Origin of the sequence: Selenomonas sp. CM52, assembly GCF_000292955.1 — a bacterium.
GTDB lineage: Bacteria > Bacillota > Negativicutes > Selenomonadales > Selenomonadaceae > Selenomonas.
Genome location: NZ_ALNM01000020.1, coordinates 146,851 through 171,534, shown reverse-complemented (window position 1 = coordinate 171,534; position 24,684 = coordinate 146,851). Strand labels below are relative to the sequence as shown.

Here is a 24,684-nt window from a genome sequence, read left to right as displayed (position 1 = left end):
CTTGGGCTTTCCCTTTAATGTAGCACTCTTTGTTTCACTATAGCATTGACACAGGAGAAACGCAACATACAGCATAAAAAAAGCCCCTTTGCGGGGCTTTTTCCTATGCCTTGCGGCGAGCTTATTCTGCGCTTTCGTCGAGTTCCTTGAAGATGTAGACGGCGCGGATCTCCACGGGAGTGACGCCGAGGTCCTCGATGGCGGTCAGAAGACCGGAGGCGAGGACGGCGCGCTCTGCCTTTTTGTCCTTGCCGACGACGATGTTGAGCGCCGCATCGTCCTTCGGGTAGAGCGTGACGATGCCGTTGCCGAAGGTGACTTGGAAGGCGCCGTTCTGCGTCTGGTAAAGGAAGCTCAGCGCTTTTTCTGCAGAGCTTCGGATTTCCTTGGGATCGGGGATTTCGACCTTCTTCGAGGCGGGCTTGATGGCGAGCTTGCCTGCACCGTAGTTGACGGAGTAGATGCCGTCGAGGTCGCGCGAGCCGCCGTCCGTGAAGAGGACGGGAATGGCTTCTGCCGTGCCGCCCGGAATCTCGTCGTGGATACCGTAGTTGCCGCGCGTCTTGGCGAGGTCGAAGCCGAAGGAGCCGTCCGCGCCTTCGACGTAGTCGTGCGCTTCGGATGCGCCGCCCGACGCGACGACAACACGGCTCTGCCAGCTCGTCGCCGCCAGATCTTTCGGCATGTCGACGGCGATGCCGTCGGCAAACGATGTATCGTGCAGCTGCTCAGCAGACGGCACGCCTACAGCTGTGCCTATGCCGGCGCTGGTATTGCTGCTGCTGCCGGTGTTGGCACTGCTGCCTGCACTTGTGCTGCTTCCTGCACTTGTGCTCGTACCGCCGCCATTGCTCGCACCGACGGTCTTGCTGCCGACGCCGCCCGTACCGCCAAAGCTGCCGGCGCTGCCTCCGCTTGCGCTTGTACCGCCGAAGCTGCTCGCACCGCCGCCTGTCGTGCCGCCGATGCTTCCTGCACCGCCGCCCACACTCGTGCCGCCGACACTGCTGCCGCTTGCGCTCGTGCCACCAATGCCGCCCGACATGCCACTGACACCGCCCATGTGACCATGGCTGAGGTTCGCTACGATCTGGGACGCTGTGATGCTGCCCGTCGTTACCGCCCTGCCCTCGGGTGTGCTCATATCGAAGCCGCGCAGATGGATCTTCAATGTGCCGGGCGCATAGCTGAAGCGATAGTTGGAAAGCGCCGTCGCACCTTGATAGCCTGCATTGACGGAGGCGGGATCGACGTGGATGACGCCTGCATGAAGCCCCGCCGCCGTCTGCGGCGTGATGGCTGCATCGTAGTAGGTCGTGACACCCGCGAGGTTGTCGCCCGCCAAGAGGCCGCGCTCTGACATAGAGTCGCCGCGCTCGACCGTGTATTCGGTGACGACGGGATTCGGCTCACCGTAGTCGCGCGAAGCGCTGCCCGCCGTGACGAGGACTTCGCGCGGCACGATGGCAAAACTGCCGTCCGCATAGTGAATCACGTAGTTCGATGCAAGCCCCGAGCCGAACTGCGCGTCAGAGACGCGCGTCCAGAGGTGCGGCGTACCCGCGTCCGTCGTGACGGTCGCCAGCGGATCGATCGTCTCCGTGATGGAGGAAATCGCATCGCCGTTCGCAAGACCCGTCGTCGCATCGGTCTGGCGCACATTGATCCGGCTCGTGCCGTTCACATAGTGCGCCATACCATTCGCCGCGCCGTAGGCGCGGCTCTTGTCGCCCGCCTGGATATAGAGGTCGCGCTTCGTGATTGCAAAGCCACCGTCGACGTAGTGGATATTGTAGTTCGACGCCTTACGATTGCCCATGAGGCGTGCATTTGCGATCTGCGTCTTGAGTCCCGCCGTGCCGGCGTTCGTCGTAACGAGGGCGTCCGTCGATTCATCGACGTCGGCGACCGTGTCGCCGTTTACGAGCCCCGTCGTGGCGGTCGCGACGTCGGCGCGGAACTTCGTCGTGCCGCCCGTATAGACGGCGGTCGAGTTCTCCGTGCCGTAGATGCGCGTCTTGCTGCCCGCACGAAGTGTCAAGTCGCGCGGCGTGATGGCAAAGCTGCCGTCCTCGTAGGAGATGTCATAGTTCGCGGCATTGCCCGTGCCGAAGACGGCATTGGCAATCTTCGTCTTGAGTCCTGCCGTGCCTGCGTCCGTCGTGACGGTCGCACGCGAGTCAATCGTCTCCGTGACGGTCGAAACCGCATCGCCGTTGACGAGGTTCGTGCCCGCCTTGATACGGAAGAGTCCCGTGCCATTGACGTAGCCCGCCGTCGCGTTCGCCGTGCCGTAGATGCGGCTCTTGTCGCCCGCAACGAGCGTCAGCGGCCGCTTCGTTATGTTGAAGTGTCCGTCAACGTAGGTGATGTTGTAATTGTTTGCTGTACCCGACGAGAAGTGCGCTCCGCTTGCCTTTGTCCAGAGTCCCGCCGTGCCCGCATTCGTCGTGACGGTTGCTGTCGGATCAATCGTCTCCGTCACATCGTCGATGGTGTCGCCGTTGACGAGTCCCGTCGTTGCGGTAGCCGCAGCGACGTTGACCTTCGCCGTGTGATTGATATAGCCCGCCGTCGCATTGGCGTCGCCGTAAGCGCGGCTCTTGTCGCCCGCCGTGACGGTCAGCGCACGCTTCTTGATCGTCAGTGTGCCGGGATCGGACGTGATATGGTAGTCCGTCGCAAGGCTGCGGCTGCCCGTGGCGAGCGCCGCACCATTTAAGGTCATCGTGTAAGTGCCGACGCCCGTGCGCTCGGTGACGTCATTCGTGCCGTCGGTCGCCGTGACCGTATACTTGGCGAAGCTGTCGCCCGAAAGGAGCGTGCCCGTATGCGTCGTGCTCGACGTCATGGTCACGCTGTCATTCGACGTGCCGTAAATGCGCTCGCCGCTCGGCGCAGTGAAGTGGATGTCGATGGGCTTGATGGTGAGCTTGCCCGGAACGTACTTGAATTTGTAGTTCGTCGCGGAGAGCGTGCTGTTTTTCAAGTCAACACTGTACTCGCCCGCATGAATCGCGCCCTGCGCAAAGCCCGATGTCTTTGTCGCGTCCGCAATCGGGGTATAGGAAACAGCCCCCGAGAGCAGTCCCGGCGTCGCCGCCGTCTGTCCGTTCGCGAAGTTCGTGAAGGTAACGCCGTTATATCCCGTATAGTTGTGCGCCGCACCGTTGTAGTTGACGGTCTCCGTCTTGCCCGTGACCGTGACGACGCGCGGCACGATGCGGTAGTCGACCGTAATCTTGTAGTTGAGGTCGTTATGTCCCTGATAGGTGATCTTCTCATTGGCAATGGTCGAATTCGAGCCGTAGGTATGCGCACCCGAACGCATATTGACATCCGTCTTCGCGTTCGTCACTGTGCCATCCGCCGTATTGACGTCGGCATTGACGTTCGTATGCTTCGTCGTGCCGAAATTGTGCGTGCCCGAATCCTGCACATGGTCGCGGATATAGTCGACCTCTGTCTTGTCGAGCGCACGACGCTTTTCATTGCCGTCGTCTTGAATATAGAAGCCCGACGTCGAGTTGAAGAATGTACTGTTGTCATCGCCGTAAGCACGCGTCGAGTAGAGCTTGAGTTCGGGCTGGTACTTGTAGAACATCGCGTTCTGACCCGCAGGAATCGTGATGCTGTTTCTCTGCGTGTAGTCCGTGCCATAGCGGCGGAACTGGAATACCAGCCCGTCGATCTCGTTCTCGACGGAGTCCTCCGTATGGACGACATAGCGCTGACCGGGGTCAGTTTTGATGGCGTTCGCGCCGCCCTTGTTCTTGAAGGCGCCGCCCTTCGCCTCGATGAGGACATCGGACGTGCCCGTGCCGACGATCTGCCCGCCGGGCGCAATCGTGACGTTGCCGCCGTCCTTGTTCGTGATATTGATCGGCGCGTTATTGCCCGTGATCTTGCCCGTGACATTCGTGCCGCCCTTTGTCTCGACGGTCACACCTGTGGCGGACGTGATATTGCCGAGATTCTTGATCTCGTTCGGTCCCGTGAGATTGACTTTATGTGCATCTACTTCGAGCGTCGGAACGGATTTCAAGACACCCGTCGAGGTGATATCTTTGTTCGTCTTGATGGATACGGCATCGGCAAGCCCCTCGGGCAGGTCGACATTACCGACCTTGATATCGCCTGCATTCGTTCCGCCGATGCGGATTTTGCGGAAGCCCTTGCCGTCGGAATTCTTACGCAGGAGTCCCCTGCCGCTGAAGATGTCGGACGGAAGTGTGGGATCGGAGGCAGAGCCGCCTGCGCCAGGCGTGCCGAAGTTGAGCGTCTTGCCCGGCGTATAGGTGTCGAAGGACACATCGCCGTGCCCCGTGATCGTGCTGCCGTTCGCCGTGTTGAGCGTATCCGCATGGATGGCGACATTGCCGTCATGATCGCGGTCAGCGCCGTCGGCATTGATATGCGCATCGTCGAGATTGACCTCGCGGCTGGCAACGGTGTAGTCCCTGCCGTGCGTCTTGATCGAACCGGAGAGGTTGACGCCGCCCGAACCGCTCGTAATCGCCTGCTGAATCTTGACGGTAAACGGCATATCAATCGTGCCGCTCTGGTAGAGGCGTCCGCCGCCCCCGCGGTCACCGATGTTGATGATCTCATACTCCCAGAACTGACGGTTGTCGCCATTGAAATACTTGTCGAGCAGCGAGAGCTTCGCCGGATCGTTCACCGTGCCGCCGAGCTTGATGTCGCGGTTGTGCGAGATCGGCAGGATATTGAGCGCCTTCTTGCCCTTCATCTTGCCGTTGAGGTCGATCGCGTCGGTCTTGAGTGTGAGTGCGCCCGTGCCCGTATCGACATTGCTTCCCGCCGCCGTCGTCAGATTCTTCGATTCGAGTGCAAAATCGTTGCCGTTCGTCTGAATGTTTGCCGAACCGTCAACCGTCATCGAGCCTGCCGTCGCACCGGAGCGAATCGTCGTCGGATCGACGAAGTTCAGATTGCCGCCGACATTCGTCGCGCCCGTCGCGTCTTCGCGACCGAGGTAGACGTGCTTGAAGCCGTCCTTGATCTTATTGCCACCGAAGAGATTCGCGGGCAGGGTCAGCCCTGTACCCGTCGCGCCGACGTTGAGGTTCGTCGCCGCATTTGCCTGCTGCACGGTGAGATTGCCCTTGCCCTCGACGCCTTCGGTGAAGGTCATGGCGTCCGCCGAAAGCACGACGTCGCCCGCCGTGCCGCCGGACTCACCAGCCTTGACGCCCGTGATCGTGCGCGAGGGGACGGATGCGCCCGCAGGCGTCGTGATCGCGCCGATGGTCAGCGCATCGGACTTGACCTTGACGGAGAGCGCGTCGGCGGCGAGCGTGCCGATTTCGTTGTCCTTTTCAAGCGCGATGTTGCCGCCGACGGCGGCGAGCTTCGTCGCCTTGATCTTGCCCGCCGTCTGGTTCGCCGCCGTCTTGGCGTTGACAACGAGCGTCTTGCCCGCCGCGAGCGTCATATCCCCTGCGAAGTTGATGTTATCCGCCTGCAGTGTCACGTCCTTCCCGAGGGAAGAATTTTTCACATTGATCGTGCCCTGCGTGCTGTTGCCTATGGCGTAATGCGAGAAGTTCGGACCGAATACTTGTGTGAACTTATTGTTCGTCAGCTGCAGGTCGCCCGTCGCACCGTCTCCAAGCCCGATGGTCTTCGAGCCGTTGTACGTTCCGATGCCGAGCGTGCCCGTGCCCGTGACGGACGGACTGCTGCCGTTCGCGACGAGGTTCGTGATATTGTTCGTATAGAGGTTCAGAGCACTGCCCGCGCCGATGTTCATGACACCCGCGCCGCCCGAGTTCTCAATCGCGCCCGTCGTCAGCGTCACATTGTAGGGGTTGCCCGATCCGTCCGTGCCGACTTTGAGACCGCCCGCACCGATTGTGACCTTGCCCGCATCCGCTGTCTTGACGACGACGCGGTTGTTTGCCTCAAGGCCGTCGATCGTAACCGTCTGGCTGCGGTTGTCGCCGAGAACAAGCTCCGAGAACTCGTTGCCGAAGAGCTTGCCGTTGAGCTGGTCGCTCGTGATGTGAAGTCCTGCACCCGTCGCAGAGTTGTTGAGCGTTAAGTCGCCATTCGTTTTGCGCGTGATGACAAGGCCGCTCTTGCCGACGATGTTCGTCGTATTGTCGTCCGCCGTCGGCGTGACAATCTCATCCGTATGCACACGCAGAGCACCGACGGTATCCGTCCCCGAGTCAAGCTGTGCCTTCGCATCAAGCTGCACCTTGTTGCCCGTCACATCGACCCAGACAGGTGTGGAGCCGGGAGCGACCTGCACCTTTGCGCCCTCGTTCAGTACGACATCACCGCTGCGTGCATTGAGTGTCGCCTGCGCGTAGTTGCCCTCGACCATCAGTGTAGCGTTCTTCTCCAGATGGATATTGTCGCCCGTCTGGATATTGATCTCTGCGCCTGTTTCCTTACTTGTGCCGCCCGAGCCTTTCACATGGACGGTCTTGCCCTCTTTCACGGTGAAACCTCCCGTGATGACGGAGGCCGGGTCATGATCTGCCTTGGACGTATCTGCGCCGATCTTGAGCTTCGTACCCTTGCCCTCGATGGTGAGATTGTCGCGCACCTCGACGCCGAGCTTACCCGCCGCATTGATGGACTTCTTGACTGCGCCGCCGTAGAAGTAGACATGCTTCTCACCCGCGACGTCGAAGCCGCCGAAGCCGTTGAGCGTGTCATTGATCGTACGGTAGGCGATGCGGAAATCTGCGGCAGGAGCGTCTGCGGCATTGTCACTGATATAGATGTCCTGACTCGCCGATGCGCCCTTCGCCGTGACCTTGCCGTCCTTCTGTCCGTTGATCTTGCCGAGGCCGAGGTCGATGCCGCCCGAGAGGTCGAGGTCGAGATTCTTGACAGCGAGCGTATCGGACGCCGTCGGCAGTTCTGCCGTATGCGCCTTGATCTTCATGTCGGACTTGCCGTCCGCGCCCGCCTTCGTCGCGCCCGTCAGCGTGACCTTGCCCGTGGTCTCGATGTCCGAGGGCTTCTTGAACGTTGCGCCCTTGATATTGACATCGCCCGTCTGCGTCGCGCCACCGATCTTGATCTTGCCGTAATTCGCGTTGTTGATGTTCCAGTCGCCCGTGCCCGTGCCGACGTTGATGGTCTGCGCCTTCGTCGCCTTTTCGAGCGTGAGCTTCTTGTCGACGTTGACCTTGTTATTCCCGAGATCGAGATCGTCAGCTTCGAGCTTCGTGTCGTCCGTCGAGGTCAGCTTACCCTCGACCGTGAGTTTCTGCCCCGCCGCCATCTGGATGTCCGTCGACTTCGTCTTGAGGCCGTCGACGTTCTTCGCAGGATTTACCGTGCGGTCTTCAACGACGGCGACCTTCATGTGGGTATTGTTCTTGAGCTTCAAACTGCCGTCCGACATATCGGCGGCAATGTTTTCAATCTTGTTCGACTGCGTACCGAGATCCATCGAGCCTTTGCCGAGAAGCAGCAGATTGCCAACCTCAATCGGTGCGCTCTGGGTCAGCCCGTCACCGTGCAGGGCAAGCGTATCGCCGGCTGCGCCGTGTACCGTGCCCGTGATGGAGAGTGCGCCGTTCGTCAGGATGCTCGTATACTTGGGCATATTGCTCGCCGAAATGCCCGCAATGGTCCCCGTTCCTGCGTTCGCCTTGTCGCCGATGCTGACATTGTGGAAATTGCCCGCCTTGAGCCTAGCAAAGCCGTCATCCGTCACAAGACCTGCCGAGCCGCCGACGGTGAAGTTGCCTGCCGTCTTCGGTTTCAGCGCAAACGTACCCGCGCCCGCCGTATCGGCAAAGGTTGCGTTGTTCCAATTCGTGACGGCATCCGTCACCATCGTCATTGTGCCCGCGCCCGCAGCGAGGTTTGCGCCCGCAGCAAAGTCCACGGCGTTCGCCTTGAACGTCGTGTTCTTGTTGCCCGTATTCGAGAGCGTTCCCGAGAACTTTACCGTTGCCGCCGACTCGACCGTCAGCGGCGCTTTGACATCGGCTGTGCCGATCTCGACGTTGCCCGTATTCGCGCTGCCGATCTGGATTTCGCCCGTACCCGAACTGATGAAATCAAGGTTCGGCAGTTCGAGATCGGCGGCACTCGAGGAGCCGACAGCGATCGTCTTGCCCGCTTGTCTAGTCTCAACCGTGACCGCACCGTTTGCACTCGAAAGAGTGCCCTGCGCTCCTGCGGGGAGCGTCAGCGCATCCGTCTTGAGATGGATTGTGCCGCCGGCCGTCGACACCTTGCTCGCCGCGTCGAAATTAACCGCCGCCGCTTCGAGCGATGTCGCCGCCGCGCCCGTCGACTTGACCTCAGCATTCGCATCGAGCTTGAGCGTGCCGCTCGCCTTGAGCTTCATCGCGCTCGCGCCGTTCGTGATGCCGTGTGCGCCGACCGTGAGATCGCCCGCCGTCACTTCGACGTCCGCACCGTTCATCGTCACAAGCCCCGTATCTTCACCGACCTTGAGATTGCCGCCGTTCTTGAACGTCAGCTCCTTCGCCTTGCCGTCGAGCTTCTTGACAGCGTTCGCGCCCGTAAGATTCACATTTGCATCCGCCGCCTCAAGCACGGCCTTGTCCGTCGTGATGACGCCCGTGCCCGTGATGGCGTTTTTCGAGCCAAGCGTCAGCGCGTGCGTCGAAGCGATATTCACCGCGCCGCTGACCGTCAGCGTGCCCGCACCCGTATACATTTCCAGATCTTCGTCCGCCGTCACGCCGTTTGCGACGATATTTGCCGACTTCGCCGCATCACCGATAATGTTCTTCTTGAAATTCTTGATCTTGCCCGCACTTGAGAACGTATTACCCGCAAGGTCGAGTCCGCCCGTGCCTCCCCCAAAGTTGATGGTCTTGCCGTCCGAAAGCGTCCAGACCTTTGCCGTGCCTGCGGGGTCGCCGTCGCCCGTGATCGTGCCCGAGAGGTCGAGGGAATCCGTGCGCAGTTCGACCGAGCGCGTCGTGATGTTCCCGCCGAGGGCGATACCCTTGCCGCCGCCCGTGGATTTGCCGACGAGCGTGACCTTGCCCGCGCCCGCCGTGATCGTCGCGCCCGTGAGCGATACGCCCGCCGCGTTCGCTGTCGTGCTGCCTGCAAGTTCGACATTGCCGCTCGCCGTGGCGCCATCCGTCGTGTCAATCGTGACGCCGTTGAGTGTGATGCCCGCTTCGCCCGCACTCTGCGAGTTGGCAAAGCCGACGCCATCTTCGACAAGACCGCCGCCGATCTTGACATTGCCGCCGAGCGTCTTGATATTCTTTCCAGTCGCAACGCTGACACTGCCGCCCGCACGGTGGTTCGTATCGGAGGTGATGTCCACATTGAGCTTGCCCGCCGTCGACGTGATGTCAGCATTGATGTTGACACTGCCCGTCGCTTTCAAGGAAAGGGTCGCGTCGCCGCCCGCCGTCTTCGTGATGGCATCCGACACCGTGATGGAGTTGTCGTTCGGTCCCGTGAGGTTCGCCGTCTGAATGGTTACCGATGTGCCGCCGTTCAGCGAATTGGTGACGGTCTGCACATCCGCCTGAGAGCCGGCTTCAGGATCTCCCGCTGCGCGCGTCTTGACCTCAATATCACCGGGATCGATCAGCCACTCGCCCGCCTTGCCCGCTTCGGACGAGGCATCGACGCGTCCTGTGATCTGCACCTTCTTGCCCGAGGTCTCGACCGCGCCGCCCGCGCCCGTGCCCTTGCCGCGTGCCGTGATCTCGCCCGCGAAGCGCGTCGTGCCGTCCGACCAGACGGCGACCGTGCCGCCCGCGGCATCCGCCGCCGTCGCATCGGCACGCACAGATGCGCCGCGCTCGATCGTGACGTTCTCTGCGTGCGCGAGGTCACCCGCGCCCTGCCAGCCGCCGCCGATCTCGACCGTGCCCGCTTTCGCACCGCTCACGTCCGTCACGCTGCCTGCGGCAAGACGCACGTCGTTCGCCGTCATGCGGACGGCGCCCGCCGCCCCGTCAAGGCTCGCGGCACGCACGACGCCCTCCTGATTGACGGCAGACGAAACAAGCGCGTCGCCCGTCGCAGCCGTCATGAATACAAGTCCGCCGTCGGCTTCAACGATGCCCTTGTTCGTGGCGCTCTGTTCCATCGCCGCTTTCGTCGGCACGACCGTGACCTTGCCGTCGCCCGTGAAGTCGAGCGTGACGTCCTCGGCCGCTGCGAGAACTGCCGCGCCCTTCTTGGCAACGATGACGCCTTCATTGACGACATCCTTGCCGAGAAGCGCGACTGCGCCCGCATCCGCCGCACGAAGCGTGCCGCGATTGATGACCTTGCCGTCATTCGGCGTGCCGACGAAGGCATACTTGCCCGCCATGAAATCGGCGTTCGTGATGTTCATCGTCGAGGCGAGAATCGCGCCCGCATCGACCTGCGCTCCATGCGCAAAAAGGACGCCCGCAGGGTTGACGAGGAAGACGCGCCCGTTCGCCGAGAGCGTGCCGAAGATCTCGGAGGGATTCCCCCCGAGCACACGGTTCAGCAGAGCTGCCTGAGCATTCGGCTGATAGATATTGACGCGCTCGTTTGCCGCGATGTTGAAGCTCTGCCAGTTGATGACGGCGTTCTCAGTCGCCTGATGAATTGCCATCTCCGCCTGGCTCTGTGCGATCTCAGCAGCGCCCGCCGCGACTTCGCCGCCCTGCGGCAAGGCGCTGGCAGGGCTGCTCGTGCCGACGAGAGCCGCCCCTGCCGCCACGATGCCGACGCCGCCCAGAAGGGCGCGGCGCACGTTCTCCTGCAGGCGCAGCAGGAAGGGATTGCTTTCGCCGCGCTCTTTCCTCGCGCGGCGCTGTTTTTTCATGAAGCGCATGGGTATTTCTCCTTTTTCGTCTGAAACCGATATTGGGGAATCACTGATAAATTCAGCCACCCATCTTCACACATCTGGGCGACTTCATTTTATCAGCGGTTCTTAGAAGAATTTATACAGTTGGAACCAGAATCTGCCGCTGCGATCCGTGTCGGAAGTCGCCTCTTCACGGCCAATCTTCCAAGCGTAGTGCAGATGCGCGACCCAGTTCGCCTGATTGCTCCAATTCACGCCAACGCCCGCGCCGTAGAGGCTGCGGCTCTGCGGCCCTGTATAGCCCGACCAACCGTCGTGGTAGAGCCCTACATGACCGCCGTCGACGAAGGCAATGAGCTGCCAGATATTCTCGTCGCCCTCGCGCGTCGGCAAGTTCCAGCGAAGCTCCGAAGTCCAGCGCCAGCCGTCGTCGCCCGACGCTTCGCCGACGGGGTAGGCGCGTACGCCGTAAGGCCCGCCGAGCGAGAATTTCTCCGAGGAATCGAGGTTCTTGTTCGCCCACTGGCGGCTGTACGAGAGGTAGAGCGAGAGACGATCGTCTATGTGCTGCAGGCGCGTCAAGTTCAAATTCCACTTGCCGAAATGACCTGCCGTCCGCGCGGTAGCGGCATCGTACCGGCGCTGCACTTCATCGTCGATGGAGAGGTCGCCATACGTGTAATTGAGCGCGAAGGTGTTGCGGCCGCCCGTCCAGATATGGTCGAGGTTGTCGCCGTTGATGCCGATGACCCAGTTTTTCGCTCCCTTGGGATTCTTGTACGCCATGCCCTTCGCTTCGTCCTCAAGATCCTTCCAGTCGAAGCGCAGCGTGCCGTAGAGGTTGAAGTCGCGGCTGCGCCGGAAGTTGTGCTGCCACCAAAGGCTCACGGTCTCCGACGTGCCCGTGTAGTCAAGCGCAGAGAACGCGCCGCCCAGCGTGTAGTGCGAGCGTGCGTAGCTGACGCCGACGCGTTCGCCCTGCTTGGCGATCGGCGTCGAGTAGGAAGCCGATCCCGACCACATGCCGCCGTTCGACACGATGCCGCCGACGGAGAAGAGATCGCCCTCGCGGAACGGACTCGCGTAGTTGAAGAAGGCGCTGTACTGGTAGCGTCCCGTGTAGCGATAGCCGCCGTTGTCGACGCCGACGTAGCCCCACATGCGGTTGCCCTTGTTCTTGACGTCGATGATGATGTCTGACGTGCCCTGGCGGCTGCCCGCCTTGATCTGCGTGCGCGCCTCGACGCGCGAAAGGTCGTTCGTCAGCCAGACGCCGCGGTTGAGCGGCGCTTTCTTCACGAGTTCGCCCGAGGAAAGCCCCATCTCACGGCGAACAGCATTTTCTGTCAGATAAGAATGGTTGTTGATGATGATCTTGTCGTAGTGGCCGGGCACGATCGTGAAGTCGACCGTGCCGTCTGCGAAGTCCTGCGGCGCGAGGTAGGCGAAGGCGACGAAGTACCCTTTGGAACGCAGGTATTTCGTGACCTCCGCCGCCTGCTCTTCGAGGTCGGCGAGACGCGCGTACTTGAGCTTGTGCGGCTCTAAGAGCGCACGAAGCTCCTCGTCCGTCACGGGGTTCTCGCCCGAGAACGTGTAGCGGCGCACGAGGATCGCACTCTCCGCAGCCTGCTGCTCTGCCTGCCGCGGCGCAGGGGCTTCCACGCCCGCTCGCGTCACGTCCGGCGAGGCGGCTGCCTCCGCTCCCTCGGTCTTCGGCACGTTGACGGCGCTCGCACCCATCATCGGCGCTTCGCCCGCCGCCGCACGCATCATGGCACGCTGCTCATCGCCCGCCGTATCTGAAACCGTTCCCGCTTCAGCGCAAAAAGGGGCGAGCACAGCGCTGAACAAAACGAGCGTGACGGCAAAGGACAGACGCCCGCATCGCTTTACAGCAAAAGGCCTGTGCCGCATTTTCTCTGCATCCTGCATCTTCATTCGCATCGTTCCTTCCATGACTTGCCATCGTTCCTCACGACGGCTTCCAAAAGTATCAACCGCACTTGTATGCTATATATTAGCATAATGCGGGCTTTTTTCCTAGCGGATATTAGCTTTTTCTTTGCAGCCTTGCAGAAATAGGGATTTTTGACCTATACGTGGGCGAGGATTCTCTTTTCAAATGGCATCCCCAAATTGCCTGCCGTATGCTATAATACAGATGGTGCTACTCAGACGGTAGGCGGCCGATTCTTAGCCCCTCAATGGTTAACGTCCGGCGCGAACCACGCCCTTCGCGTGCGATTCGTGGGACATTGCCACATCCGACTGATTCAAGCTTGCTTCTTGAATCAATCAGAAAGGGGGCGTTGCTTATGGAACTGTACGATTTCTTGTCGTTCGTTTTCCTCGTAACGATCTCCATCGTTGCGCTAAAAGCAAAATAAGAACCCCCCGCCACTAGCTTCCGACTTAGGCGGGGGATTCTCTCAATTAAGTCTTACGGGGGCTGGCCGTTTATCGGTAGCACCCTTTTCATGTTCATTATACGACACGCTACGCCTTGCGTCAAGGAATCACTGATAAATTCAGCCACCCATCTTCACACATCTGCGCTGTCCTCTCGTCGTCGACAAATCCTCGACGTAGCACCGCTACGCCTGCGGTTTGTCTCCTCGATAGATACAGCGCATCTGTGCAAATCTGGGCGACCTCATTTTATCAGCGCTTCCTAGGCCCGCGCCTATTCTTTCAGGCACGCGGCGAAGACGATCTGATTCATCAGCACCGTCAGGTTCGTCGTGTTGATCTCAGCGGCTTGCGCGAAGGCTCGCCACGCTTCTCGGTATTTCTTCTCGCGCACGAGGGCGATGCCGATGTTGCTCTGGGCGTTCGCCGACTGCGGCACGAGGGCGAGCACGCGCTCGAAATCTCGCATCGCAGCATTGTTCCTGCCCGCCTTGAGGTTCATGACGCCGAGGTTGTACCATGCGTAGGCGAAGTCGGGCTGCGCCTTGACAAGCGCTTCGAGGTCGGCCTTCGCACGTTTTTCATCGCCCGCTGCCGTAAAGAAGAGTGCACGATCATAGAGCGCTGCCGCGCTCTTCGGTGAGAGCCGAAGAGCCGCCTCCAAGTCAGCTGCCGCCCTCTCGCTCTCGCCGCGCTTCGCAAAGACGATGGCGCGATAGACGTAAGCGGCGGCATTTTTCTTTTCGGCGAGCTTCTTCTCGGCGAAGGCGAGCGAGGCGTCGCTCGCGTCGGGCGTCGTCGCTTCGCGGCAGAGCAGCAGGATGTCCTGCCCGTAAGAGGTGCCCGGCACGGCCCAGACGCCGTTGAGTCCCGTCCAGTGCTTGATCTTGCCGTAGATGTCGGTGCGGTAGAGGCGCACGAGATCGTAGCGCGGATCGACGAGCGGCGCGTGCGGTCTCTCGGTCGTCGCGTATGCCATGAGGTGCTGAATGTGAGCGCGCACGCCTTCCTGCGGCGTGGCGAAGTACGCGCCCTTGGCCTTGTTGCCCGTCGCGCCGAGACCGCAGTAGTTGTTCTGAGCGGGCAGGACGTCGCCGCCGTAGGCGAAGAATCCCGTCTCCTTCAATGCCTGGCAAAGGGCGATGTCGGCACGCACGCCTTCCGCCCCTGCCTCCTCGTAGTAGAGCCGCACGATCTCCTCGACGGAGCAGGCGAGCTTCGGCTGCGGGTTGCGCCGCCGGATGAAAGCCGCCATCTGCGCGGGCGTCGCTTCCGCCGCGCCCATGATCTCGACGCTCTCGGGCGGCGCCTCCTCCTCCAAGATCGGCTCGCTCAGCGGCTCGGCGATAAAGAAGCGCACCTCTGACGCCGCCTTCTCGTTGACCTCGGCAGGAAGCTCCGCCGCAAAGTGCGGGCGAGCGACAAATACCGGCGCGGCAGCGTCTTTTTTCACGCCCGTGTCCATCGCCGCCTGTGCGCCTTGCACGGTGGATGCTGCCGCCCCTTGCGCCGCCTGCACCACGGACGGCAGGGGCACTCCCGCGCACGCGGCGAGAAGCGCCGCCAGGGCGGCTCCCGCCAGAAGACGCCGCATCTTCCCCGTCATTCTTCCTTCGGGCATAAGGTTCCTCCATCTTCTTTCGCGTCATAAATCTTCCAACCGTTGCGTCCCGCACGCTTCACGTCGTAGAGCGCCGCGTCCGCCGCCATGAAGAGATCGTCGTAGTTCGTGCCGTGCAGGGGTGCGAGCGCTATGCCTATGCTCACGGAAAGCAGCGAGCGGTCATCGCGCACCTCAAGCTCCTGCGCCGCCGTCATGAGCTGACGTGCGTGGCGCTCGACGGCGACAAGTGTCGTCACGTTCGGCATGAGCACGGTGAATTCGTCGCCGCCGAAGCGCCCGATGTGATCCGACTGGCGGAAGATTGAGCGCACCTCCTGTGCAAAGCGGCGCAGGACGTCGTCGCCCGCCTGATGTCCGTAGGTGTCGTTCATCTCCTTGAAGTGGTCGAGATCCATGACGAAGAACGCATGAACCGCCCCTTCCTTCAATGTTCCTGCCAGCATCTCCTCGCAAGCGGACTGGATCGCCTTCTTGTTCAAAAGCCCCGTCAGAGGGTCGATTTCCGCCTCCTGCTTGTAGATGTCGCGCGCGCGCATCAGCTTCTTCTGCTCCTCGACCGCCTTTTCCAGCTCCTCGTTCTTCGCGAGCAGCACCTCCGACTGGCGTCTCTGTACACGCGAGCGCTCGATGAGGAACACGGCGATGAACACGGAGAGAAGGAAGACGACGGCGAGCGCCACCGTCTGCATCGGATAGCGTGCGACGACGGCGGTCAGCGTCAGACGCCCCGTCATGTGCTCGTTGACGATCTCCTGCACACGGCGCGGGTCCATCTTCAAGATGCCCTTCGTCAGGACGGACTGCAGGACGCGCGACTGCTCGCCCGAGATCGCGAGGCTCACGGGGATCTCCGCCGAATGACTCGCGAACACGACGAGATCCGGGTGCATCGACAGGAGGCTGCTCTGCTGCAGGAAGAGCGAGGGCAGAAGCGCGAAATCGCAGCCGCCCTCCTCAATCATGCGCAGGCAGTCGACAGGCTCGTCAACCGGCACGATCTGCCAGTTCGGATGCTGCATATTCAGGTAGGTGCGCATTCCGTGAAACCAGCGCGGCAGCGCGACCCGCGCCGTTCCCGTCGGCACTTCGCCCGCGCCGCGCCGCACGACGTAGGAGAAATCTTCCGTCGCAAAGGTCGCCGTGAAGAAGAGATCCCGCATCGACGGCAGGTTGTTGTAGACGCAGAAGAAGATGTCTGCCTCGCCCTCGCGCAGCATCTTCAGCGCATGTTCGTTGTCCTCGGCGCGCACGAAGCGAAAGCGCAGGCCAAGCGTTTCGCCGAGCGCCTGCAGAAGGCTCGGATAAATGCCCTCGGGCACGCCCTTTTCCAAACGGTCGCCGAAGAACGGCTCATGTCCGCCGACGTAGACGACGCGCAGGTCGGGCGCGGACGCCAGGTAGGCGTTTTCCGACGCATTGAAGCGCACGAGCTGGTTCTGCGCCCGATCGAGAAAGGCCTTGCCCAGATACGTCTCGAAGCTCGGATTGACCCTTTCCGTATAAAGGATCGTATCGCTGAGGTTCTTCAGCAGACCTTCCCGCTTCTTCGCCGCGATGAACTTCGCGGGCATGAGCGCCACGCGCAGGAGCAGCTTCTCTCCGTCCTTCTTGCGGCTCGCGCTGTCCAAGATGGCGTCGACTTCGCCCCGCGCGAGCGCTTCGTGCAGTGCCTCGGCGGTCTGATGCTCGACGACGTCGACGCGCACGCCCTGCTCGCGCACGAGCGGCGTCAGCGCATAGGAATACAGGCCGTCTTGGAGCACACCGATCCGCATGTTGGCGAGCACGGCGGGATTGTTCGTCTCAAGGGAGGAATCCTCGCGCACATAGAGGGAGAGGATCGAATACGCCGCGCTGTCCACGCTGAAGGAGAAAGCTCCTTCGTCACCGGGCATCTCGCGCGCAGGGAAGTACAAGTCGATGCGCCCCTCTCGCAGCATCTCGCGCGCCGTCCACTCGTCCATCTCCACATATTCGTACTGCCAGCCCGTGCTGCGCGCCACCTCGTTGAGGTAGCGCTTCGCGTAGTTGAACAGCAGCCGCTCGGGCGATCCGTCTGGAAAGGACGAGACATCGAGGCAGCCGACGCGCAGCACGGGCGCAGAATCCATCGCATGGAGCAGACGCTGCGGCGCAAGCAGCATGAGCAGGACGAAAAAAAAGATGATGCCGCAGCGCATGACGGGATTCATTTCCAACACCTCTCCTGCAGTTCTCGGACGAACCGCCCAATGTACAGTTTGACACTGACTATAGTATAGCAGATTTTTCCTGAATTTTCACTACATAAAATTCCAGACTTTGCTATAATGATGGAAAAGAAGTATGGACGAAGGAGAGACTGCCATGAAGATTTTTCAAAACGATTGGGGCGGCTTGCTCGCCGACGAGATGAAAAAGCCCTACTATCAGGAACTGCGCCGCTTCCTCATCGAAGAGTACCGCACGCGCCGCATCTTTCCCGACATGTATGCGATCTTCAATGCGCTCCACTACACATCCTACGCCGAAACGAAGGTCGTGATCCTCGGCCAAGATCCCTATCACGGCGAGGGGCAGGCGCATGGACTTTCTTTCTCCGTGCAGGCGGGCGTCGAGCCGCCGCCGTCGCTCAAGAACATCTTCGAGGAGCTTTCCAGCGATCTCGGCTGCAGGACGCCGAACAACGGCTGCCTCGCGCCGTGGGCGAAGCAGGGCGTGCTGCTTTTGAACACCGTGCTGACCGTACGCGCCCACGCCGCCGCCTCGCACCACGGGCACGGCTGGGAGCAATTCACCGACCGCATCATAGAGCTGCTCTCGGCACGCGAAAAGCCCCTCGTCTTCATACTCTGGGGTGCGCCCGCACGCCGCAAGAAGGCGATGATCGCCGCCCCGCCGCACGCCGTCATCGAATCGGCGCACCCGAGTCCCCTGTCCGCCTTCCGCGGCTTCTTCGGCAGCCGCCCCTTCTCCCGCGCCAACGCGTTCCTCGAAAGCACGGGGCAGACGCCGATCGACTGGCAGCTGCCCGATGTTTGATCTGTAGAAGCTATAGAGAGCAACCGGAGATCAGCGCAAGCGATGCATATCGTTAATTCACGCTGCGATTCGGCACATTTGCAAAACTTTATTGCACATAAAGCGACATTTTGTTACACTTGGTAATAGGCATCAAAATAGTATCGTATTATCCACTAGGGAATGCCTGCGTGTCGGACATTCTCACAGAGCGGGTTCACCTGTCCCGTTTATTTCGTTTTGGAGGGCATTTCGATGGGCAAGAGCATATTTTCGCGGGCAGGGCTGATCACCGCGGAGGACAAGAAGGACTTGGAAAAGCGGCTCGAAGAGCTTGAGCAGGCGATCGACGACATGCACGACGCGCGCCGCCAGCAGGATCGCGACTCGATCCGGCGCGAGCGCTCCATCCTCAGCCGCATCGACGAGGTGGAGCGCTCGGTCGCCGAACGCCTCGACGCGATGCAGGCGGGACTCGTGCGCGAGATCAACGCTCTCGCCCGCAGCCTGCCGCGCGACCTATCCGCCTTCCGCAGCGGTCCCGGCATCGACACGAGCGCGCTCGGCACGATGATGCAGAAGGAGATCGCACGTCAGATGGCCGCGCTGCACACGGCGCAGGAAAAGGGCGCGCAGGATCTCAAGGATTCCCTCGCGCTCACCCTGCAGTATGTGGCGAGCACGCAGGAGCAGGGATTCTCCGACCTTTTGAAGCGTCACTCCGCCATCGAGATCGGCCTCGTGGAGACGGCCGGACAGATCGCCGAGGACATCGAGCGCGAGCACGAGTCGCTTTCGGGGCGCATCGCTTCCTTGGATACGGCGCAGCGCGACAACGGCGAAGCGGCGAAGGAGCGCGAGCGCAAGCAGGACGAGCAGACGCACCAGCTGCAAAAGTTCCTGCAGCACGCGGCGACCGCCTTGGAAACACTCGCAAAGAAGCAGGACATCGGCCTCATGGAAGGGCTGCTGCGCCTGCAGGAAGCAAGCCAGCGGCCGCAGGGCATGATCGCGGACGCCGAGGAAGATGCACAAAAGGAGCCGCCCTCGCTCCTCGCTGAAAAGAAAAGCGCCTCCTTCCTCATCCTGCCGAACGGGGTCAAGCGCCCTTGAGCGGCGCCATGACGAGCGGCGGCTTCCTGCGTGCCGCCGAGTCTCTCGCGGCGCGCGCCTGTGCGATGGCAGCGCAGCCCGTGCAGCAGCAGGCGACTGTGCCGAAGAGCGCCGAGCGCGGCCTGCGCGTCGCCATGCTCGCGAGCGGCAGCAAGGGAAACGCCGCGTACATCGAGCTGGACGGCACGCGCCTCCTCATCGACGCCGGCATCAGCGCACGCCGCATCACGCGCTCGCTCGCCGACCTCGGCGTCGACGCCGCCTCCCTCGACGGCGTCTTCATCACGCACGAGCACAGCGACCACATCAAGGGGCTGCCGACGCTCTTGAAGCAGTATCACCTGCCGCTCTTCGCGCCGCTCGCGACGCTCCGCGCCATAAGGGAGAGCCTTGCCGTACCCGAGGACACGTTCACGCCGCTCACCGGAAATGTCATGCTCGGCGCGGTCTCGGTCAAGAGCTTTTCCACGCTGCACGACGCCGTCTCGCCCGTCGGCTACGCCGTCTGCGGCAGCGAGAAGTGTGCGCTCGCGACCGATCTCGGCTTTTTGACAAACGACGTCATGACCGCCATCGAAGGCGCGGACGCACTGATCTTGGAAGCCAACCACGACCGCGAGCTGTTGCAGCGCGGCTCCTATCCGTGGCACTTGAAACAGCGCATCCTCTCGAACCGCGGCCACCTGTCGAACAGCGCGGCGGCCTGGGCGCTCGTGCGCCTCAAGAAACGTCCGCGCGCCGTCTTCCTCGCGCACATGAGCCAGGAGAACAACCGCCCCGAACTCGTCGAGGAAACCGTGCGCACGATCCTCGCACAGCAGAACATCCGGCAGGAAAACATCGTGCTCGCTGCACAGGATGTGCCGACCTGCTGGGGGTTCGACAAGCGCCGCCCCACACAAATGGCTCTTCAAGAATCGTAGGTAGACAGCCGCCAGCCACACCGCCGCAGGGCGCGGATGCGGCTCTTGACCGTCACGCCTGCGCACCGCGATGCGTCGACTAGCGATTTTCCTGCATAAGCTACACGCACAAACGTCCACTTCGTGGATATTGTGCGCCGCCCTTACAGAAGCCTAGCCAATCGCTCTACGCCTTCGTCTTGACCTCTTGGGGCTTCATAGTAAAAACAGCCTCTCGCGACATGGATTCTCCCAGTCGCAAGAGGCTGTTTTTATTTTTCAGAGCGTCAGACCTGCTCTAGAATGTCCATTGAATAGCAGCTCCGCCGCTGAGTCCTTTGCGCTTTCCCTGCCAGCCATTGATGTGGAAATCATAGCTAATGCGGCTATTTTGCGACAGGAAGCGATAACCAAGTTCGAGCATATAGCTCGATCCCTTGAGGCTCGGACTTGGCGCTGCGTCACCGCCGACGCTCGCGCTCGCCTCTCCGCCCAATTCATGCTCCCAGGCCAGCCCGGCGTAGCACTCACCCGCACTCCTGTCCTTCCTGCTGTAGCGCAGGCCGAGGCGCAGGCGATGCGAGTCGACGTCGGCGAAGTCGTAGGCATCGCCCGAGCCGCGCAGTTTCACCGACATACCGTCTTGGTGCGACCAGAAATAGCGCACATAAGCGTCGAGGGAGGCGCTCTCCTGCAGCGCGAAGGTTTTGCCGACGCCGAGGTGGATGCCATAGTAGGTATTCGAGCCGTCGTATCCGGCATTCTCACCGTGCAGGCTGTAGTCGCTCTTGGCGCGGCCTGCGCGTGCGGAGGCTTCGAGCCACAGGCCGTCCTGTTGCGTCAGTTTGCCCAGGACACCGAGGCCAAAATAGCTGAGCTTGCCACTGCCGTGTGCGCCATTGTCGAGATAGGAATCGTAGGTGCCGCGTCCGTATTCGACGAAGGGGCTGAAGAGCCGCTTCGTGCCGCCCTTCGCTGCATCTTCACGCGCCCAGCCAACGCCGAGATTCCAGCCCTTGGAGTCAACATGGGAGCCGCTCTCCACACGCATGGCATTGGCCCCTGCGCCTGCCCATAGATGATAGGACGCCGGATCTGACGCAGCCGTCCTGCGCTGCGTGTCCTTGGAAGATGATTCTGCCGCATCGTCGGCACTTGCGTTTTCCGCGCCACTTTTAGCAGACATTTCAGCGGCGGTAAAACCGCTCTCCACAAGATAGTCCGCACCTTGGTTGACGAAGTTCGCGAGACCCGCACGCGTCTCCACGGGGGATTTTGCCGTCTCGCCAACGCCCGTCTTGGTGACAGTCGCCCGGAGTTTCTCAGGATGCGTCTTGTCGGGCGCAATCGCAAAGAGGCAGTCGTGCGCGATGCCGTCCGTTCCCTTCATCGTGACACCTTCGCCAACGGAGATCTTGCCGCTCGCGTTCTCCAGCAGTGTGAATGAATCTCCTGCCTGAAGCTTCCTTGCGGCGCCGCTGCGACGGAAGTCGAGCGTCATGTTCGTGAGATTCTTGCTGCCGCCGCTGACATTCGTGAGCTTGAGCAAGGTATGCGCCGTGCCGTCGGTCGGGGCGCCCTCAACATCGAGTCGGAGGTTCTCGATCCCCTTGAAATCATGGATCGAGGATGTGCCTTCACTGTAGTAGACGGCGAGCGTGTTGCCCACGCCGCCCGACGCCGTGCCGCCCGTGACGATGCCGTTGACGACAGTGTTTCGCAGATGGATGATGTTGCCGTTCGTCGCCGTGCCATAGCCGCCTGTGACTGCGCCGTTGACCATCGCGTTCTGCAAGCTGATGGTGTTGGCGTCACTCTGCACCGTGCCATGACCGCCCGTAATCGCACCATGGACAGTCGCGTCCTTCAAGTTGACCGTGTTGCCGATCGTCGCCGTGCCATAGCCGCCCGTGACTGCGCCGTTGACCGCCGTATTCTGCAAGCTGACGGTGTTTCCGTCACTCTGCGCCGTGCCATAGCCGCCCATGACCGCACCGTTGACGTGCGTATTGCTGAGGCTCACAGCGTTGCCGTTTGCCGCCGCACCTCTGCCGCCTGTGACATCATTCGTGACGGTCGTGCCATCGAGGCTGACGGTGTTTCCCTCTGCAGTCGCCGCGGCATCGCCGCCTACAACACTGGTAGCAGTAATGTTTCCGAGCGTCACGCGGTTGTTCGAGGCCGCGCCCATGGATCTGCCGCCCGTGACGGCTGTCGCGTTCGCGCGGATGTTCACAATGTTGCCCGAGGCTTCGCCCGCGCCTTCGCCTCCGACGACATCGTGCACAGCACTCTCGATCGTGACGGTGTTGCCCCGCGCCTTGCCGCCCGCGGCATCGGTATAGCCGCCGTAGACCGTGCCCGTGACCGTCGCCGTGCCGCTGATCTTGACTTTGTTCTCATAGCTCGCGCCCTTGTCCAGAGCCGTCGTGCCTACGCCGCTTGTCCAGCCGCCATAGACGTTCGCGTATGTGCCGCTCGCGAGCGCGATCTCGTTTTCGCGCGTCGAATTGCCCGCCTTGGAGCGGCCGCCGTAGGCGTCTCTTCCTTCTCGTGTCGCTTGTGTCGCTCCCTTGAAGCGATAGCCCTCGTAAGTGATGGCGGTGATGCGTGCGCCCGACTTGCGAACGTCGAGGTTCGTCTCCGCCTCATCGCCCGTCTCGGACTTCGCCGCGCCCATGTAGTGCGCGAGGCGTATGCCCTGCTCATTCCTGAGGAGCGTGAGCGGCTTCGCCGCCGTGCCCGTCGCCGTGAGGCTTGCCCAATCGACCGCGGTCTCGCCCGTGCCTGTGACTTCGAGCATCGTATCATCCTTGGCAAGGCCTGCGGCATCGAATGTCAGCTTCTGGAAGCCAGTGATTGCCCCCGCCTCGTTGCCCCTTCCCTTGACGCTGAGCGTGTTGCCCGTGCCGCTTGTCTGCGAGCCGCCCTTGAGTGCGCCTGTGACTCGCGCATTGCCGTTGAGATGGACTTCGTTGTTGTTTGTCGTCGTACCTTCGCCGCCCGTGACGGAAGCGACCGTGACATTCCCGAGGTTCACGATGTTGCCGTTCGCCGCCGCACCTCTGCCGCCCGTGACGGCTGCCGCGCTCGCGCGGATGTTCACAATGTTGCCCGAGACTTCGCCCGCGCCTTCACCGCCGACGACATCGTGCACGGCGCTCTCAATCGTGACGGTGTTGCCCTGTGCCCTGCCGCCTGAGGCATCGGTATAGCCACCGTAGACCGTGCCCGTGACATTTGCCGTTCCCGTGACGGCAATCTTGTTGGCGATGCTGTCTCCGAGCTTGTCGGCAGCGGCATCCGAGCCTGCGCCCGTCGTCCAGCCGCCGAAGGCATTCACATAGCTGCCACTCGCGAGCGCGACGTCGTTGCCCGTCGTCGTGTTGCCGATGGCAGAGCGGCCGCCCCATATATGTGTGCCGTCACTCTCAGCCGTCGTCGCGCCCTTGAAGATCAAGCGCGAATAGAGAATCTTCCTGCCCGTCGCGTCCTTTTCCAGCGTGACCTCCGCCGTATCGCCTGTTCGTACGACCGCGTTCACGCCGTCGCGCACGACGATGCCGCCCGACGTGTTGTTCTCGATCAACGTGCCCGCAGGGGTGCTCGGCGAGCCGTAGATCGCGATGTCCTTGAGGCTCTTGAACTTCGTGCCCGTCGAATCGCGCAGCGTGAGACGCGGCTGCAGCGTATCAGTAAAGTAGAAGTTGACCTTGTCGAAATTGACGATGTTCTTCGCCCGTGCACTCGCCTTGACGTTGAGCGTATTGTCCGCATAGGCAGCACGATCGCCGCCCGATGCACCGAAGATGTACTTCGCGATCCGATAGCCCGCCTTCATCTCATTTTTCCCGTCGCCGAGGTTGACGACGTTGCCCTTGATCTCGCTGACATTGCCGGCGGAATACGCAGCATAGACGCTGTTCAGCTCGCCGCCCGTGATCGTGACGATATTCCCCGTCAGAGCGCCGCCGCGCCGCGTATAGCCGCCGTAGACGTCTCCGCGAAAGACGCCGCCCGCGACGGTGACCTCGTTGTGCGCCACATTGCCTGTGGAATCCGCTTTTTCAAGCGAGCCGCCGCATACCGCTTTCTTTAATGTGCCGCCCGTGATCGTGACCGTGTTGTGCGTCACATCGCCCGTGGCATGTGCACCGCCGAAAACGCCGCCATAGACCTTGCCCGCAATCGTCCCGCCCCGAATGACGACACGATTCTTATGGATTCGCCCCGTCGCATTCGTGCTGTTAGAAAAGCCGCCGTAAAGAGACTCCGTTTTGCCGCCGTTCACCTCGACGGTGTTCTCTTCCGCCCTGCCGCTGCGTCCGACGTAGCCGCCGACCAGCCATTCGGCAAACGACATCGTCCCTGCATCGAAATGAACCCGATTCTCTCTCGCATGACCTGTACCCCATGCCGCGCCGCCATAGACGGAGGCGATCTCCGTCGTCGCGCCCTTGATGCGCACCGTATTACCGTCGGCGTTTCCCGTACCTCGGGCGACGCCACCGAAGACGCTCAGCGTATCCTCTTGATACCGATCGACCGTCAAGCTGTTGCCCGACGCATCCTCGCTGCCCGTCCCGACGCTCGCCGCACTGTTCGGCGTACTGGGAGCATCGGGGTTCGGCACATTCCTCTGGGGCGGATGCGTGCTGTCGATCGTCACATCCGCAGCAAAGGCGAAGGACGGCACAAAGAATGCTCCGCCGCTCAGAGCAATCGCTGTAAAAAGCGCTAAGGATGGACGCGAGAACTTCTTGTTGGACATTCGTTTTCTCCTCTTGGGTCTTTAGACTTGAAACTTTTTCTATAACTAGATATTTCGATTCATTATAGCAGTTTCTTCC

The 24,684-nt window shown here is 61.6% G+C and carries 8 protein-coding genes; 3 read left to right on the top strand and 5 right to left on the bottom strand.

Annotation, left to right across the window (positions count from 1 at the left end):
• Positions 1–121: 121 nt before the first annotated feature.
• From HMPREF1153_RS05130 to HMPREF1153_RS05115, 4 genes are all read right to left on the bottom strand, one after another.
• Positions 122–10,807: a two-partner secretion domain-containing protein gene (locus HMPREF1153_RS05130; RefSeq protein WP_009645882.1), complete on the bottom strand. Its 10,686-nt coding sequence runs from the start codon at positions 10,805–10,807 to the stop codon at positions 122–124.
• A gap of 102 nt (positions 10,808–10,909) precedes the next feature.
• The gene (locus HMPREF1153_RS05125) at positions 10,910–12,724 is read right to left on the bottom strand and encodes a ShlB/FhaC/HecB family hemolysin secretion/activation protein (RefSeq protein ID WP_009645789.1); all 1,815 of its coding nucleotides are present in this window, start codon (positions 12,722–12,724) and stop codon (positions 10,910–10,912) included.
• A gap of 745 nt (positions 12,725–13,469) precedes the next feature.
• Complete coding sequence (locus HMPREF1153_RS05120; protein ID WP_009645752.1) at positions 13,470–14,816, bottom strand: glucosaminidase domain-containing protein; 1,347 nt, start codon at positions 14,814–14,816, stop codon at positions 13,470–13,472.
• Positions 14,798–17,011, bottom strand: a complete 2,214-nt coding sequence (locus HMPREF1153_RS05115; RefSeq protein ID WP_009645843.1) for a transporter substrate-binding domain-containing diguanylate cyclase — start codon at positions 17,009–17,011, stop codon at positions 14,798–14,800. Before HMPREF1153_RS05115 ends, HMPREF1153_RS05120 begins: the two co-directional genes overlap by 19 nt.
• Positions 17,012–17,165: 154 nt before the next feature.
• Between HMPREF1153_RS05115 and HMPREF1153_RS05110 the strand changes: the two genes are divergently transcribed.
• The 3 genes from HMPREF1153_RS05110 (at position 17,166) to HMPREF1153_RS05100 (ending at position 19,855) form a co-directional block, all read left to right on the top strand.
• Positions 17,166–17,840 carry a uracil-DNA glycosylase gene (locus HMPREF1153_RS05110; RefSeq protein WP_009645743.1) on the top strand — a complete coding sequence of 225 codons (675 nt, stop codon included), beginning with the start codon at positions 17,166–17,168 and terminating at the stop codon, positions 17,838–17,840.
• 234 nt (positions 17,841–18,074) lie between these two features.
• Positions 18,075–18,932, top strand: a complete 858-nt coding sequence (locus HMPREF1153_RS05105) for a hypothetical protein (RefSeq protein ID WP_009645815.1) — start codon at positions 18,075–18,077, stop codon at positions 18,930–18,932.
• Between the two features lie 8 nt (positions 18,933–18,940).
• Positions 18,941–19,855: an MBL fold metallo-hydrolase gene (locus tag HMPREF1153_RS05100; RefSeq protein WP_037369914.1), complete on the top strand. Its 915-nt coding sequence runs from the start codon at positions 18,941–18,943 to the stop codon at positions 19,853–19,855.
• Between the two features lie 277 nt (positions 19,856–20,132).
• On the opposite strand, the gene HMPREF1153_RS05095 is transcribed toward HMPREF1153_RS05100, so the two are convergent.
• Positions 20,133–24,605, bottom strand: coding sequence for an autotransporter subunit beta (locus HMPREF1153_RS05095; protein ID WP_009645785.1), 4,473 nt, complete (start codon positions 24,603–24,605; stop codon positions 20,133–20,135).
• Positions 24,606–24,684: the final 79 nt, after the last annotated feature.